General features: G+C 61.6%; 15 protein-coding genes. 3 read left to right on the top strand and 12 right to left on the bottom strand.

The genetic code is table 11. The features are described from left to right. The first annotated feature begins 6 nt into the window (after positions 1-6). The 3 genes from holA to LIX93_RS22700 all read left to right on the top strand — a co-directional run bounded on the left by holA (position 7) and on the right by LIX93_RS22700 (position 2,649). Entirely contained in the window at positions 7-1,044 is a 1,038-nt protein-coding gene (gene holA / locus LIX93_RS22710) for a DNA polymerase III subunit delta (RefSeq protein ID WP_226506312.1), read from the top strand. 49 nt (positions 1,045-1,093) lie between these two features. Then, positions 1,094-1,258 carry an alternative ribosome rescue factor ArfA gene (gene arfA / locus LIX93_RS22705; RefSeq protein ID WP_226506311.1) on the top strand — a complete coding sequence of 55 codons (165 nt, stop codon included), beginning with the start codon at positions 1,094-1,096 and terminating at the stop codon, positions 1,256-1,258. A gap of 62 nt (positions 1,259-1,320) precedes the next feature. After that, the gene (locus LIX93_RS22700) at positions 1,321-2,649 is read left to right on the top strand and encodes a lytic murein transglycosylase (RefSeq protein ID WP_226506310.1); all 1,329 of its coding nucleotides are present in this window, start codon (positions 1,321-1,323) and stop codon (positions 2,647-2,649) included. A gap of 49 nt (positions 2,650-2,698) precedes the next feature. Here the strand turns inward: LIX93_RS22700 and LIX93_RS22695 are convergent, their stop codons facing one another. The 12 genes from LIX93_RS22695 to rsfS all read right to left on the bottom strand — a co-directional run bounded on the left by LIX93_RS22695 (position 2,699) and on the right by rsfS (position 14,289). Next, entirely contained in the window at positions 2,699-3,571 is an 873-nt protein-coding gene (locus tag LIX93_RS22695; protein WP_226506309.1) for a M15 family metallopeptidase, read from the bottom strand. Positions 3,572-3,723: 152 nt separating this feature from the next. Then, positions 3,724-4,677 carry an LD-carboxypeptidase gene (locus tag LIX93_RS22690; RefSeq protein WP_226506308.1) on the bottom strand — a complete coding sequence of 318 codons (954 nt, stop codon included), beginning with the start codon at positions 4,675-4,677 and terminating at the stop codon, positions 3,724-3,726. Positions 4,678-4,896: 219 nt separating this feature from the next. Continuing rightward, positions 4,897-5,916, bottom strand: coding sequence for a lipoyl synthase (gene lipA / locus LIX93_RS22685; protein WP_226506307.1), 1,020 nt, complete (start codon positions 5,914-5,916; stop codon positions 4,897-4,899). A gap of 1 nt (position 5,917) precedes the next feature. Continuing rightward, entirely contained in the window at positions 5,918-6,574 is a 657-nt protein-coding gene (gene lipB, locus LIX93_RS22680; RefSeq protein ID WP_226506306.1) for a lipoyl(octanoyl) transferase LipB, read from the bottom strand. Further along, on the bottom strand, positions 6,574-6,885 hold the full coding sequence (locus tag LIX93_RS22675; protein WP_226506305.1) for a DUF493 domain-containing protein: 312 nt from the start codon (positions 6,883-6,885) through the stop codon (positions 6,574-6,576). Before LIX93_RS22675 ends, lipB begins: the two co-directional genes overlap by 1 nt. A 79-nt stretch (positions 6,886-6,964) precedes the next feature. Further along, the gene (locus LIX93_RS22670; protein ID WP_226506304.1) at positions 6,965-8,125 is read right to left on the bottom strand and encodes a D-alanyl-D-alanine carboxypeptidase family protein; all 1,161 of its coding nucleotides are present in this window, start codon (positions 8,123-8,125) and stop codon (positions 6,965-6,967) included. A 108-nt stretch (positions 8,126-8,233) separates the two neighbouring features. Continuing rightward, entirely contained in the window at positions 8,234-9,244 is a 1,011-nt protein-coding gene (locus tag LIX93_RS22665) for a septal ring lytic transglycosylase RlpA family protein (RefSeq protein ID WP_226506303.1), read from the bottom strand. Further along, positions 9,244-10,254, bottom strand: coding sequence for a lytic murein transglycosylase B (gene mltB, locus LIX93_RS22660; RefSeq protein ID WP_226506302.1), 1,011 nt, complete (start codon positions 10,252-10,254; stop codon positions 9,244-9,246). The genes LIX93_RS22665 and mltB overlap by 1 nt, the downstream gene beginning before the upstream one ends. Before the next feature lie 17 nt (positions 10,255-10,271). Further along, positions 10,272-11,375 (bottom strand): rod shape-determining protein RodA, encoded by a 1,104-nt coding sequence (gene rodA, locus LIX93_RS22655; protein WP_226506474.1) that lies wholly within the window; start codon positions 11,373-11,375, stop codon positions 10,272-10,274. 31 nt (positions 11,376-11,406) lie between these two features. After that, positions 11,407-13,302, bottom strand: a complete 1,896-nt coding sequence (mrdA, locus tag LIX93_RS22650) for a penicillin-binding protein 2 (RefSeq protein WP_226506301.1) — start codon at positions 13,300-13,302, stop codon at positions 11,407-11,409. A 15-nt stretch (positions 13,303-13,317) separates the two neighbouring features. Beyond that, the gene (rlmH, locus tag LIX93_RS22645; RefSeq protein WP_226506300.1) at positions 13,318-13,785 is read right to left on the bottom strand and encodes a 23S rRNA (pseudouridine(1915)-N(3))-methyltransferase RlmH; all 468 of its coding nucleotides are present in this window, start codon (positions 13,783-13,785) and stop codon (positions 13,318-13,320) included. A gap of 9 nt (positions 13,786-13,794) precedes the next feature. Then, positions 13,795-14,289 (bottom strand): ribosome silencing factor, encoded by a 495-nt coding sequence (gene rsfS / locus LIX93_RS22640; protein WP_226506299.1) that lies wholly within the window; start codon positions 14,287-14,289, stop codon positions 13,795-13,797. Positions 14,290-14,329 lie beyond the last annotated feature (40 nt).

Genomic DNA, 14,329 nt, shown 5'->3' with positions numbered 1-14,329 from the left:
TTGCCGATGAAACTCGCCCCCGCCCAACTCGCCAAACACCTGCAAGGCAGCCTCGCGCCCGTTTACGTTATCAGCGGCGACGATCCGCTGCTGGCTCAGGAAGCTGCGGATGCCATTCGCCTGGCTGCACGTCAGCAAGGTTTCGACGAACGCCAGGTATTCAGCGCCGACGCCAATTTTGATTGGGGCACGCTGCTGCAGGCGGGCGCCAGCCTGTCGTTGTTCGCACAGCGACGCTTGCTGGAGCTGCGCCTGCCCTCCGGCAAGCCGGGTGACAAGGGTGCTGCGGCACTGATCGAGTATTGCGCTCGGCCGGCCGAAGACACCGTGCTGCTGATCAGCCTGCCCAAGCTCGATGGCAGTGCGCAGAAAACCAAGTGGGGCAAGGCGCTGGTCGAGGGGCAAAGCACGCAGTTCGTGCAGATCTGGCCCATCGATGCTGCGCAGTTGCCGCAGTGGATTCGGCAGCGCCTGTCGCAGGCAGGCCTGGCGGCTCATCCCGATGCCATCGAGCTGATTGCCGCCAGGGTCGAGGGCAACCTGCTGGCCGCCGCCCAGGAGATCGAAAAGCTCAAGCTGCTGGCCGATGGTCAGCAGATCAGCCTCGAGACCGTGCAAGGCGCCGTGGCCGATAGCGCTCGCTATGACGTGTTTGGCCTGGTAGACGCCGTGCTCAACGGCGAACCGGTGCATGCCCTGCGCATGCTCGAAGGCCTGCGCGGTGAAGGGGTCGAGCCACCGGTCATTCTCTGGGCCCTGGCCCGAGAGTTGCGGGTGCTGGCTGGCCTGGCATTGCAGTACAGCCAGGGCGTGCCGCTGGACAAGGCCTTCAGCCAGGCGCGTCCGCCAATCTGGGACAAACGCAAGCCGCTGATGAGCAAGGCGCTGCAACGCTATTCGGCGAGCCGCTGGGCGCAGCTGCTGCAGGATGCGCAACGCATCGATGCACAGATCAAAGGCCAGGCGCCCGGCTCGAGCTGGGTCAGCCTCTCACGCCTGACACTGCTGATGGCCGGACAACGCTTGTCACTACCGGCCGATTGACGTGCACGCTGATTGACTTATGATATTGCCCTCTTCCAAGGAGTCGCTCATGAGTCGAAAAACCGGCAAGGCCCGCCCCAATAAGGCCAAATCCATCGTCGCCCAGCCCTTGTTCCGCAGCCGTCAGGAACCCGCAGGCAAAGGCAAAGGCAGCTACCGCCGCGAAGCCTTCCAATCGAGAGATTGGGAGGCTTCCTACTTTTTGGCCGCCTGAACCCGCTCCACCCGCAGGCATGATATGGTCACGGTCTGATTAGAAAAAATCTGGACCCCTGCATGTCTCTTCGTCGTCCCCGCCTCTGCCCACTGCGCCAGATCATTGCTGCCTTCAGCCTCATCGCACTTGTCGCCTGCGCCGAAAAACCTACCGCCGCCGATACGCTCCCTGTGACCCAGCCCTTGCCGGGTAGCCAGCAAACCAAGACAGTTGCACCGATCACCACGCTTGCGCCGATGAGCGCCGACGGTATTGCCGTGCCGTCCGAGACCTTTGCCGAATGGCAGAGCGGTTTCCGCGCGCAGGCCCTGCAGGCCGGCATCAGGCCAGACATCTTCGACCGCGCGTTCGCCAACGTGACCCTGGACCCAAGTGTGGTCACTGCCGATCGCAGCCAACCGGAGTTCAGCCGGCCGATCTGGGAATATCTGGACGGCGCCATTTCGCCCACCCGCGTACGCCGCGGGCAAGGCTTGCTCAGCCAGTACAGCGACGTGCTGACGCGCATCGAGCAGCGTTACGGCGTCGATCGTCAGGCACTGGTCGCGGTATGGGGCATGGAAAGCAGCTTCGGGCAGATCCAGGGCGACAAGTCAGTGATTCGCTCATTGGCGACCCTGGCCTATGAGGGCCGCCGTCCCGGCTTCGCTCAGGATCAACTGATTGCGGCGCTGCAGATTCTGCAAAACGGCGATATCACTCCAGAACTGATGCTCGGCTCCTGGGCCGGCGCCATGGGCCAGACGCAGTTCATCCCGACGACCTACAACTCCCATGCGGTTGACTTCGACGGCGACGGGCGCCGCGATATCTGGAACGACGCCGCCGATGCGCTGGCCTCCACCGCCAATTACCTGCAAAGCTCCGGCTGGCAGAAAGGCCAGCCGTGGGGCTTCGAGGTGCAGTTGCCACAGGGCTTCGATTATCTACTGGCCGATGGCGCGCAGCGCAAATCGGTGGCCCAATGGCTGGCCATGGGCGTGAACTTGCCGGCGGGCAGTGCCATCCCCCCAGGCTCGGACCAATTGCAGGCCGCGCTGCTGTTGCCAGCGGGTTATCGCGGGCCGGCCTTTCTGGTGCTGGATAACTTCCGCGCCATCCTCAAGTACAACAACTCGTCGGCTTATGCCCTAGGCGTGAGCCTGCTGTCGCAGCGCTTTGGTGGTGGTGGCTACCTGCAAGGGCAGTGGCCGAAGGATGACTTGCCGCTGAGCCGCACCGAGCGTATCGAGCTGCAAACGCTGCTGACTGCCAAGGGCTACGATGCCGGCAACCCCGATGGCATCATCGGCGCCAACACCCGCAAGGCAATCCGCAGTGCACAGGCGGCTCAGAGCTGGCCGGCTGACGGCTATCCCACACACAAGCTGCTGGAAAGCCTCAGGTAAATCTCGGGCTGCGACCCAGGCCGCTTCTCCATGATCATTTGACCACCCGCTATTCAGCCGCCGTTGCCATGCTCGAAGATGGCAACGGCCACTGCCGGTAGAAATCCAGCACCCGGCCCACGCAAGAGGCTCGCTGACGAGCGGGATCCAGCCCTTGCTGTTCCGCCATACAAGCGTTGTACATTCCCCGGTATGCATTGAAGTCGTTGCGCGCTACATCCGGCTCGACACGTGCCAGATGCTCGATAAACCTGCGTGGCGCTACCTCGAAATGCTGGTAATCCACCGGCGCATTCCAATACCCGCCCCAATGGATAAAGCCATTCTCGGCAAAAATATCCAATACCTCTTCCGCCATGCCCCGGCGCTCGGGCTTTTCAGCACGTACGGCCGAGCGATTGACGTAAGCCCGGGCGGAAGCCACTGGGTCGATGGTGGCGGTGGCATCAGCATTGATAGTGAGAAACGGGTTCTGCACGGGATTCAAATCAATCGCAGCCCCATAGGCATGCAGTGACCACGAAGCACCGCCGGTTATCGGCCGGCCGTTGAAAGCGGACGTGTTGTTGGCTGCCATTGACGCTGCGTCGTCACCCTGGAAATGCTCCAGACCTAAAGCCTGCTCCAAGGGGAAACCCCGTGCATCGAGCTTGGCGAAAATGATATCGACGTTTTCTGCGAAAGCATCAAGCACTACCACCGATCCCCGACCCGGGAGCCCCTGGTGTGAAGTGAAAGGAAAGCTGACCAGACGCAGGCGATCACAGCCAACGGGGCCATTGGGGTCAAAGGTATTGGCGTCTTGCATGACTTGGCAGTGGGCTTCGGTAACGGGTTGTACTTCAGCAGATGCGTGGCTGGCGGCAACCAGCAGGGCCGTTGCAATGAAGGAGACCGCGATGCTGTTTTTCGGGTATGTCATTGTTGTCATTCCTTGGCTTGAGTAAGCGCGACCGGTTTACTGGCAAGTCGCGCACTACCCACTCTAAGGATTACTCAATTCAGGCAAACCGCCCACGCCTGTGGCGGCACCACACACAGAAATTTCGGGACAACTATCATTGAGCCCGCCAGTCAGCAAACCACATCCTGCTCCAGCCACAAGCGGCACTCGCCACCGTCCAGGCGCACCATGGCGCCCAGAGGCAGGGTCAGGTTGGGGTCACAATGACCGCTGCGCCAGCCAGCGACCACGGGAATTCCCAGCGGCTCGAACATCTGACGCAACAGGGGCGTCATTTCGTCCACGCTGATACCCGCGAAGTCTCCCACCAGCACGCCGGCGATCTTCGCCAGTTTGCCGCTCAGCCTCAGTTGTGTGAGAAAGCGGTCGATCCGGTACAGGGGTTCGTTGACGTCCTCGATGAACAAGATGATCCCGTCCGCTTCCAGCGCCCAAGGCGTGCCCTCCAGGGCCGAGATCATCGCCAGATTACCACCCATCAATCGCCCGCGGCTGATGCCATGGCCAATCGAAACCAACGGCAAGGTGGCAGGATGCGCCAGCTCCGAGCCAGCCTTGAACTGGCCGCGTACCAGCCTGCGCAATGACGTCTCGGTGGGTGGCTTACGATCGGCCAGCACCTCGGACGTCAGCATCGGGCCATGAAACGTGATGAATCCCGCCTCTTTGGCGATCGCCAGGTGCAACGCGGTGATATCGCTGTAGCCCACGAATGGCTTGGCATGTCGACGCAGCAGCGCATAATCGATCTTGTCCAGCAAGCGCGGGCTGCCGTAGCCGCCACGCAGGCACATGATCGCGTCGATCTGATCATCCGCGAAGGCATCGTGCAAGTCATTGAGGCGCACCCGATCGCTGCCGGCCAGGTAGCCGGACTGCTGCAGCACGCCGGGGAAGATTTTCAGACTGTAGCCCCTGGCCGCCATCCAGCGCTCGGCCGTGGCAACATCGAACTCCCTGGGCCCGGCGGGGGCGATAATCGCGATACGACCTTCAGGCCGCAGCCGGGGGACGGCGATGCCCTGCTCGCGGGGTTGGGCGGCGATTTGCTGATTGACGTTCATCCCGAGGCCTCACTGCGTGGCTGATGGCAACGACTTTAACAGCTTGCACAAAAAAGCCGACAGCTTCTATGCGATAGAAACTGTCGGCTTTTTCTACAGCGCTGCGCTCACCCTGAAAATACGGCGGCGCTTGTTACGGCCTCTTCGCGGCAAGCTTTGCTCCCGTAATGCACGCCCCCCGTACTCACAGACCTGTGTGAGCAAGGCGAGTCGACGCGCTTACAGCTTGGCCTTGGCCTCATGCGCCTGTTGGTCAGCATGGTACGACGAACGTACCAGCGGCCCGGAGGCGACGTTCTTGAAGCCCATCTTGTAGCCTTCTTCGGCGAACCAGGCGAAGACGTCCGGGTGCACGAAGCGCTGCACCGGCAAGTGGCTGCGCGAAGGTTGCAGGTACTGGCCGAGGGTCAGCATATCGATGTTGTGCTCGCGCATGCGCTGCATCACCTCGATCACCTCCTCGTCCGTCTCGCCCAGGCCGAGCATCAGGCCGGACTTGGTAGGTACGTGAGGCACCATCTCCTTGAATTTTTGCAGCAAGGTCAGCGACCACTGGTAGTCGGAACCAGGGCGCGCAGCCTTGTACAGACGCGGCACGGTCTCGAGGTTGTGGTTGAACACATCCGGCGGCTCGGCTGCGGTGATAGCCAGCGCCACATCCATGCGGCCGCGATAATCCGGGACGAGGGTTTCGAGCTGGACGCCCGGCGACAGCTTGCGGATCTCGCGCAGGCAGTCGGCGAAGTGCTGGGCACCGCCGTCACGCAGGTCGTCGCGGTCTACCGAAGTGATTACCACGTACTTGAGGCGAAGGTCGGCAATGGCCACTGCCAGGTTCATCGGCTCGTCGGCATCCAGCGCTTTCGGGCGGCCATGGCCGACGTCGCAGAACGGGCAGCGACGGGTGCAGATGTCACCCATGATCATGAAGGTCGCGGTGCCACCGGAGAAGCACTCGCCCAGATTCGGGCACGAAGCCTCTTCGCAGACGCTGTGCAGTTTGTGCTTGCGCAGCAGCTGCTTGATGCGGTCGACTTCCGGTGAAACCGGGATGCGTACGCGAATCCAGTCGGGTTTTTTCGGCAGTTCTTCGGTCGGGATAATCTTGACCGGGATGCGCGCGACCTTCTCAGCACCGCGCAGCTTGACGCCCGCCTCCACTTTATGAGGTGCGGCCTTGACCGGCAAGCTGGTGGTCGGGATCAGGTTTTCCACGGTGGTGTCAAAAGCAGTAGTCATATCATTCGATTCCGCCCGTCAGGGTCGTCTGCTCAGCGTAGTCGAGGTGTTTGACGAGCTGCACGCGCAGCCGGGCACTAACCTCGGCAAATTCAATGCTGCCTGCATGATCGCACAGCTGGGTCATTGCCAGCCCGGCGTATCCGCATGGGTTGATACGTTGGAACGGTTCAAGTTGCATGTCGACGTTCAGCGCCAGCCCGTGAAACGAGCAGCCGCGACGGATACGCAGGCCCAGGGACGCGATTTTAGCACCTTCTACGTAGACACCGGGTGCATCCGGCTTGGCCGCGGCGCTGACGCCGAAACTGGCGAGCAGATCGATCAGGGCATTTTCGATACGACTGACCAGCTCGCGCACTCCAAAACCCAGGCGCCGCACGTCCAGCAGCAGGTACACCACCAACTGGCCGGGACCATGGTAAGTAACCTGACCGCCGCGATCGACCTGCACCACCGGGATATCCCCCGGCAGCAGCAGGTGTTCGGCCTTGCCAGCCTGGCCTTGAGTGAACACCGGCGTGTGCTGGACCAACCACACTTCGTCGGGGGTGTCGCTGCTACGTTGATCAGTGAAACGTTGCATGGCATGCCAGGCAGGCTCGTAGGCCATCAGGCCCAACTCGCGGAAGCCCAGCACGCTGGATGCGCTCGGCATCAGAGCACCATGTGCACGTGGCCGGTCGCTCGCAACGCGCTATTGATGTCGCGCAGTTGATCTTCGCCGGTCGCGATGATGTGCACCTGCAAAGTGGTGTACTTGCCGTTGCTGCTCTGGCGCTCGGCCAGGGTCGCAAGGTCGATTTCGGCGTGCTTGCCGAGGACCTCAAGCACCAGGGCCTTGTAGCCTGCTCCCGTTTCGCCGATCACCTTGATGGGGTAGTCGGGACAAGGGAACTTGATTTCGTGGGACTTTATATCTTCGCCAGACTTGGCGTCGGCAGAAGCAGGGACTTTGGGATCGGTCATGGCAGTAACGGCCTCGTAAGCCGTGGCGACAACATCGCCCCCGGCTCAGGTAAGAGCCAGGGGCGCGCAGGTCACGATATCAGTTGAACAAGCCGTGGAAGAATAGCCGAATGCTATCCCAGAGGCGACGGATGAAGCCACCTTCATCAACCTGATCCAGTGCGATCAGGTCGGTGCTTTGCAGCACTTTGTCACCCATCTTCACTTCGACCTTGCCGATCACCGCGCCTTTGGCGATCGGTGCGACCAATTGCGGCACCATGGTCATGGTAGCCGCGAGGTTTTTCAGCTGGCCTTTGGGCACAGTCATGGTCAGGTCTTCAGCCAGGCCGGCACGCACGGTGCTCGCGGTGCCTTTCCAGACAGGCGCCTGTGCCAGCTCTGCACCGGCTTTGTAGAAGGTCTGGGTTTCATAGAAGCGGAAACCGTAAGTCAGCAGCTTTTGCGTCTCGGCGGCGCGGTTGGCTTCGCTGGTGGTACCGAATACCACGGCGATCAGGCGCATGCCGTCACGTACGGCCGAAGCCACCATGCAGTAGCCGGCTTCGTCGGTGTGACCCGTCTTCAGACCGTCGACCGTCTTGTCGCGCCACAGCAGCAGGTTGCGGTTAGGCTGCTTGATGTTGTTCCAGAAGAACTCTTTCTGCGAGTAGATGGCGTAGTGAGCTGGATCTTCGTGGATGATCGCCCGGGCCAGCAGCGCCATGTCGTGCGCGGTGGAGTAGTGCTCCGGGTTCGGCAGACCGGTCGGGTTCATGAAGTGGCTGTTGGCCATGCCCAACTTGCCGGCGGTGGTGTTCATCATGTCGGCGAAAGCGTCTTCGCTACCGGCGATGTGCTCGGACAGGGCGACACTGGAGTCGTTGCCCGACTGGATGATGATGCCGTGCAGCAGGTCGCTGACCGACACTTGCGAACCGACCTTGAGGAACATCCGCGAACCGCCGGTGCGCCAGGCGTTTTCGCTGATGGTTACCGGGTCGTTTTCGCCGATCTGCCCACGACGGATTTCCAGCGTGGCGATATAGGCAGTCATCAGCTTGGTCAGGCTGGCAGGCGGCAGGCGTTGATCGCCGTTGTCCTCGACCAGCACCTGACCGCTGGAGGCTTCCATGAGTACGAAGGCTTTGGCCGCCAGTTGCGGCGGCGCGGGCACCATCTGATCAGCCGCCCATGCAGTTGGAGCGATCATCAGGGGTACAAGCAGGCATAGGCGTTTGGCAAAGGTGGTGATGTTCATCCGTCTCTCGAGATTACTGATGGGCAGATGCCCAGATGGGCAAATCGTTTCCCAGGCTTGAAGGCCTGGCGTTGTTGCGGTTCGGCGGACCGAGCCAGTACCGGAGGGTTATTCCGTGACCACATTCGGCGAGCCCAGATTGGCCAAGCGAACACTGTTCTGTACCTGCTGGACTTCCGCCGGGTTGCCAATCGGCCCCAAGCGCACGCGGTACAGAGTTTGCTGGTTACGCACCACCGGGCTGGTGAAGGCCGGGGCCTTGACCATCGAGCTGAGCTTCGACCTCAGGAGCTCTGCAGCGTCCGGGTTGGCGAAGGCTCCCACCTGGAGATACTGGCCAGCTGCTGGCGCAGAAGCGTTTTTTTTTGCGTCGATTGCCACTGGCATGATCGCGGCCGCGTGTTGCTGGGGCGGTGGCGTATATTGTTCAACGGTGCCAGTGGACGCCGTCAGCTTGGGTGTTTCAGCGGCGACCACTTGGGGTTGATCAAGCATCAGCGGTGCCGGACGACCACGCTGTGCCCACCATTGTTGTGGATCGATGCCCTCGACCTTGACCCGCGCCGTGCCGATTTCGGCATAACCGAGTTTTTTCGCGGCGGCATAGGACAAGTCGATGATGCGGTCGGAATAGAACGGTCCGCGGTCGTTGACCCGCAGGATCACCGAGCGGTTGTTGTCCAGGTTGGTCACACGCACATAGCTGGGCAGCGGCAGGGTCTTGTGCGCCGCGCTCATGCCGTACAGGTCGTAGACCTCACCGTTGGCGGTGTTCTGGCCATGGAACTTGGTGCCGTACCAGGACGCGGTGCCGACGGCCACATAACTGGCCGAGTCGTTGAGCGGGAAGTAGGTCTTGCCCAGTACGGTATAGGGGTTGGCCTTGTACGGGCCGCTGTGCAGGGTCGGTATTGCGTCGGGGATCTTCGACACGTCGACGTCCCACCAAGGGGCACCGTCCTTGTGGGCGCGGTTGATGTCCAGCCCCGGCATCGAGCGAACAGCCGTGCCGCCTTGCACAGGCGAGCGGCTGCTGGTGCTCGAACAACTGACGATCAACAGTGCCATTGCTGTAAAGCCCAGCAGCTTGAGTGGTGCGCTTGTCGGCGTAACCCGCATTACTTGTTGCCCCGTGCTTGAACCAGCAAATCCGCCAGCTGATGTACGGCCATGGCGTACATCACGCTGCGGTTGTAACGCGTGATCGCGTAAAAATTCTTCAGCCCCATCCAGTACTCAGGGCCATTGGCGCCATCCAGGCGAAATGCCGTCACCGACATATCGTCGCGCAGCGCATCATGACTCGACCAGCCCAGCGCCCGCAACTCCCCAACGGTCTTGACCGGATCAATACCCGGGCTCAAACCGCTGTCGGCTTGATCGCCACGCACCGTCGCCTGACTGACCACTGGCTCGCCGGCGACCCAGCCATGGCGCTGGAAATAGCTGGCGACGCTGCCGATGGCGTCATCGGGGTCACTCCAGATATTGATGTGGCCATCACCGTCGAAGTCCACTGCATACGCCCGAAAGCTGCTGGGCATGAACTGCGGCAGCCCCATTGCACCGGCGTAGGAGCCCTTGATCGTCAACGGATCGAGTTGCTCCTCGCGGGACATCAACAGGAATTCACGCAGCTCCTTGCGAAAGAAGTCGGAACGCGCCGGATAATCGAACGCCAGGGTCGACAACGCATCGATCACCCGGTAATTGCCGGTATTGCGACCAAAAAACGTCTCCACGCCAATGATCGAGACGATCACCGAGGCCGGCACGCCGTATTCCTTCTCGGCCCGCGCCAGCGCCACCTCGTGCTGACGCCAGAAATCCACACCCCTGGCGATACGCGCATCGGTGATGAAGATCGGCCGGTAGTCCTTCCACGGTTTGACCTTCTCGGCCGGGCGCGAGATGGCGTCGAGGATCGATTGCTTGCGCTCGACCTCGCGAAAAACGCCCATCAGTTGCTCACCGGCAAAGCCGTAATCACGTGTCATTTCTCCGACGAACTGCGCCACTTGAGGCGAGCCTTCGTAATCGCCGGCCGCCGCATGTTGCGACGAACCGAGGATGCCCACCAGGCCGACCCATGGAACGTATCGAGTAGCCCAGTTACGCATTGATTGCATTGAGTGGCTCACCTTTTTCAAACCTGTGCGATCCATTTGCGGTGCGTGTGGATCGACATTAAAACGCCAAACGCTGACATCAAGGTCACCAGCGAAGTTCCGCCGTAACTAATGAAGGGCAGCGGTACCCCCACCACCGGCAACAGGCCACTGACCATACCGATATTGACGAAAACGTAAACAAAAAACGTCATCGTCAGGCTGCCTGCTAACAATTTGCCATACAACGTCTGCGCCTGGGCCGTGATCACCAGGCCGCGCCCGATCAGCAACAGATAAATCAGCAGCAAGGCGCAGATGCCCACCAGGCCGAACTCTTCGCCCATCACCGCAATGATGAAGTCGGTATGGCTTTCAGGCAGGAAATCCAGGTGCGACTGGGTGCCCATCAGCCAGCCCTTGCCGAACACCCCGCCCGAACCGATGGCCGCCTTCGACTGGATGATGTTCCAGCCGGTGCCCAGCGGGTCGCTCTCGGGGTCGAGGAAGGTCAGAATTCGCTGTTTCTGATAGTCGTGCATGATGAAAAACCACATCGCCACCGCCACCGGCACCGCGGCGGCGAGCACGCTGATGATCCAGCGCCAGCGCAACCCGGCCATGAACAGCACGAAGGTGCCGCCCGCCAGAATCAGCAGCGAGGTCCCCAGATCGGGCTGGCGGACGATGAGAATGAACGGCACGCCGATCAGCGCCAGGCTGGCCACCACATGAATGAGATGGGGCGGCAAGGTGCGTTTGGACAGATACCAGGCGATGGTGGCCGGCATCAGGATCTTCATGAACTCCGACGGCTGGAAGCGAATTACCCCAGGAATGTTGATCCACCGCGTCGCGCCCATGGCGTTGTGGCCCATGACGTCGGTGACCACCAGCAAGCCCACCCCGATCACATAGCCCAGCGGCACCCAGCGCGCCATGAACCGCGGCTCGACCTGAGCGATGATGAACATCGACACCAGGCCGATACCGAACGAGGTCGCCTGCTTGATCAGCAGGTCCCAGTTCTTGCCGCTGGCCGAGTACAGGACGAACAGGCTGCCGGCCGCCAGGGTCAGCAGCAGGATGAGCAGGGGCCCATCGACATGGATACGTTGCAAAAAGGTCGCGCGACGGCGCATCACATCCTCACTGGAGAGGATGCGATCGAAATTACTCTTCACGTGCCGTGATCTCCGCACCTGGGGTGCTGGCGTATTCGGGTTTGAGCTGGCCATCGGGACCGAGCAGCCAGGCGTCCATCACCTGACGTACCACGGGGGCGGCCACTCCGGAGCCGGCCTCACCGTTCTCGATCATCACCGACACCACGATTTTCGGGCTTTGCGCTGGGGCGAAGCCGACGAACAAGGCGTGGTCACGATGGCGCTCCTGGACTTTGCTGCGGTCGTATTTCTCGCCCTGCTTGATCGCGACCACCTGGGCGGTGCCGCTCTTGCCGGCAATCCGGTATTGCGCACCGGCCGCCGCCTTGCGCGCGGTACCACGGGCGCCCTGCATTACCTGCTCCATGCCGTGGGTGACCTTGGCCCAATCGGCCGGGTCGCGCAGGACGATATCGTCCATGGGGTTGTCGTCAACCGGCGGCACGCCTTCGATGGTCTTGGCCAGCCGGGGCCGATTCCACTTGCCCTTGTTGGCGATCAGCGCTGTGGACTGCGCCAATTGCAGCGGCGTGGCCTGCATGTAGCCTTGGCCGATGCCGAGGATCAGGGTTTCGCCGGGATACCAGACCTGCTTGCGGGCCACGCGTTTCCATTCCCGCGAAGGCATGAGGCCCGGCGCTTCCTCGAACATGTCCAGCGAGACCTTCTGGCCGATGCCGAACCGGTTGAGGTAGGTCGACAAGCGATCGATACCCATCTTGTGCGCCAGATCGTAGAAGTAGGTGTCGTTGGACCGCATGATGGCCGTGTCGAGATCGACCCAGCCATCGCCGGTACGATTCCAGTTGCGGTATTTGTGATCGAAATTGGGCAACTGGTAATAGCCTGGGTCGAACACCCGCGTACCGGCATTGACCACCCCGGTATCAAGGCCGGCGATGGCCACTGCCGGCTTGATGGTCGAACCCGGTGGGTAAAGCCCCCGCAGTACCCGATTGAACAGCGGACGGTCGATGGAATCGCGCAGCTCGGCGTAGGCCTTGAAGCTGATGCCCGTGACGAACAGGTTGGGATCGAAGCTTGGCTGGCTGACCATCGCCAGCACCTCGCCAGTGCTCGGGTCCATGGCCACCAGCGCGCCACGTCGTCCCGCCAGTGCCTGCTCTGCAGCTTGCTGCAACTTGATGTCGAGGCTCAGGACAATGTCCTTGCCCGGCACCGGGTCGGTGCGTTTGAGTACCCGCAGCACGCGGCCACGTGCGTTGGTCTCGACTTCTTCGTAGCCCACCTGGCCATGCAGCTCGGGCTCGTAGAAGCGCTCGATACCGGTCTTGCCAATATGATGCGTGCCGCTGTAGGCCACGGTATCCAGGGACTTGAGCTCCTTCTCGTTGATGCGCCCCATGTAGCCCACCGAGTGAGCGAAATGCTCACCCTGGGGGTAATGGCGCACCAATTGCGCGACCACCTCGACACCCGGCAGGCGGAACTGATTGACCGCAATCCGCGCGATCTGCTCCTCGGTGAGTTCGAACAGCACCGGCACCGGCTCGAACGGCCGCCGCCCTTGCTTCATGCGCTTTTCGAACAGCTCGCGATCATCGGGCGTCAGGCTCAGCACCTCGACGATGAGGTCGAGCACCTGCTGCCAGTCGCCCGCCCGTTCGCGAGTGACGCTGAGGCTGAAGCTGGGGCGGTTGTCGGCGATGACCACGCCGTTGCGGTCGAAGATCAGCCCGCGGGTCGGCGGAATCGGCTGCACGTGCACCCGATTGTTCTCCGACAGCGTGGAGTGATAGTCGTACTGGATGACCTGCAGGAAATACAGACGCGCGATCAGCACCAACAGCAGCGCACACACGACCACAGCACCGACCACGACGCGGCTGCGCACGGTGCGGGCGTCTTTCTCGTGGTCCTTGAGGCGAATCGGCTGGGTCATCGGGCTGGGCGCAGATTATTTGTGGTAAGGGTGTCCGGACAGGACTGTCCAGGCACGATACAGCTGTTCACCGATCAGGATTCTTACCAGTGGGTGCGGCAGTGTCAGGGCCGACAGCGACCAGCGTTGATCCGCCCGCGCGCACACTTGCGGCGCCAGCCCCTCGGGGCCGCCGACCATGAAGTTCACCGTGCGTGAATCCAGCCGCCAGCTGTCCAGCTCCACCGCCAATTGCTCGGTGCTCCAGGGCTTGCCATGCACTTCGAGCGTCACAATCCGCTCGTTGGGGCCGACCTTGGCCAACATGGCTTCGCCCTCCTGACGGATAAAGCGCGCCACGTCAGCATTCTTGCCCCGGGTGTTGAGCGGTATTTCCACCAGCTCGAGCGCCAATTCGGATGGCAGGCGCTTGGCATACTCGTGCCAGCCATCTTCCACCCACTTGGGCATGCGAGAACCGACAGCAATCAGACGCAGGCGCACAGCGGTTCCTTATTCCTGGTCTTTGTTGAGCTTGTCGAACTGCGAGTGACCGACTTCCGGGCTGTGGTGCTTGCCATCGACGGCACGGCTCTGCTCGGCACCTTTCCACAGGCGCTCCAGGTCGTAGAACTGACGAGCGTTGCTGGTCATCATGTGCACGATCACGTCGTCCATGTCCAACAGCACCCAGTCGCTGTCGCCCTTGCCTTCTTCACCCAGCGGCTTGACGCCTTGGGCTTTGACGGCGTCACGAACCTTGTCCAGCATCGCGCCGATCTGGCGGTTGGAGGTACCGGTCGCGATGATCATGAAGTCGGTGATGCTCTGCTTGTCGCGCACGTCCAGGATTTGAATATCCAGAGCCTTTACGTCTTCCAGGGCGGCAACGGCCACCTTCACCAGCTCTTCGCCAGCGAGCTCAGGCCCGGTGTGGGCCGGCACTGCGAGGGGAGCGCTCTTGAACGTGCCTTTGCGCTTAACTTTGCTTACGTCTTTGTTCGTCATATAAAACTCGTTTTGCTCGTATATTCGGGCGCTTGAATAC

Source organism: Pseudomonas sp. MWU16-30317 (genome assembly GCF_020515695.1).
Taxonomy (GTDB): domain Bacteria; phylum Pseudomonadota; class Gammaproteobacteria; order Pseudomonadales; family Pseudomonadaceae; genus Aquipseudomonas.
The sequence above is the reverse complement of the archived record's forward strand: the minus strand, read 5'-3'. Positions and strand labels throughout refer to the sequence as shown.

Excerpts from the sequence above, each read along its gene's own strand:
- holA (WP_226506312.1), top strand. The coding sequence starts at position 7 with ATGAAACTCGCCCCCGCCCAACTCGCCAAACACCTGCAAGGCAGCCTC.
- arfA (WP_226506311.1), top strand. The coding sequence starts at position 1,094 with ATGAGTCGAAAAACCGGCAAGGCCCGCCCCAATAAGGCCAAATCCATC.
- LIX93_RS22700 (WP_226506310.1), top strand. The coding sequence starts at position 1,321 with ATGTCTCTTCGTCGTCCCCGCCTCTGCCCACTGCGCCAGATCATTGCT.
- LIX93_RS22695 (WP_226506309.1), bottom strand. The coding sequence starts at position 3,571 with ATGACATACCCGAAAAACAGCATCGCGGTCTCCTTCATTGCAACGGCC.
- LIX93_RS22690 (WP_226506308.1), bottom strand. The coding sequence starts at position 4,677 with ATGAACGTCAATCAGCAAATCGCCGCCCAACCCCGCGAGCAGGGCATC.
- lipA (WP_226506307.1), bottom strand. The coding sequence starts at position 5,916 with ATGACTACTGCTTTTGACACCACCGTGGAAAACCTGATCCCGACCACC.
- lipB (WP_226506306.1), bottom strand. The coding sequence starts at position 6,574 with ATGCCGAGCGCATCCAGCGTGCTGGGCTTCCGCGAGTTGGGCCTGATG.
- LIX93_RS22675 (WP_226506305.1), bottom strand. The coding sequence starts at position 6,885 with ATGACCGATCCCAAAGTCCCTGCTTCTGCCGACGCCAAGTCTGGCGAA.
- LIX93_RS22670 (WP_226506304.1), bottom strand. The coding sequence starts at position 8,125 with ATGAACATCACCACCTTTGCCAAACGCCTATGCCTGCTTGTACCCCTG.
- LIX93_RS22665 (WP_226506303.1), bottom strand. The coding sequence starts at position 9,244 with ATGCGGGTTACGCCGACAAGCGCACCACTCAAGCTGCTGGGCTTTACA.
- mltB (WP_226506302.1), bottom strand. The coding sequence starts at position 10,254 with ATGCAATCAATGCGTAACTGGGCTACTCGATACGTTCCATGGGTCGGC.
- rodA (WP_226506474.1), bottom strand. The coding sequence starts at position 11,375 with ATGCGCCGTCGCGCGACCTTTTTGCAACGTATCCATGTCGATGGGCCC.
- mrdA (WP_226506301.1), bottom strand. The coding sequence starts at position 13,302 with ATGACCCAGCCGATTCGCCTCAAGGACCACGAGAAAGACGCCCGCACC.
- rsfS (WP_226506299.1), bottom strand. The coding sequence starts at position 14,289 with ATGACGAACAAAGACGTAAGCAAAGTTAAGCGCAAAGGCACGTTCAAG.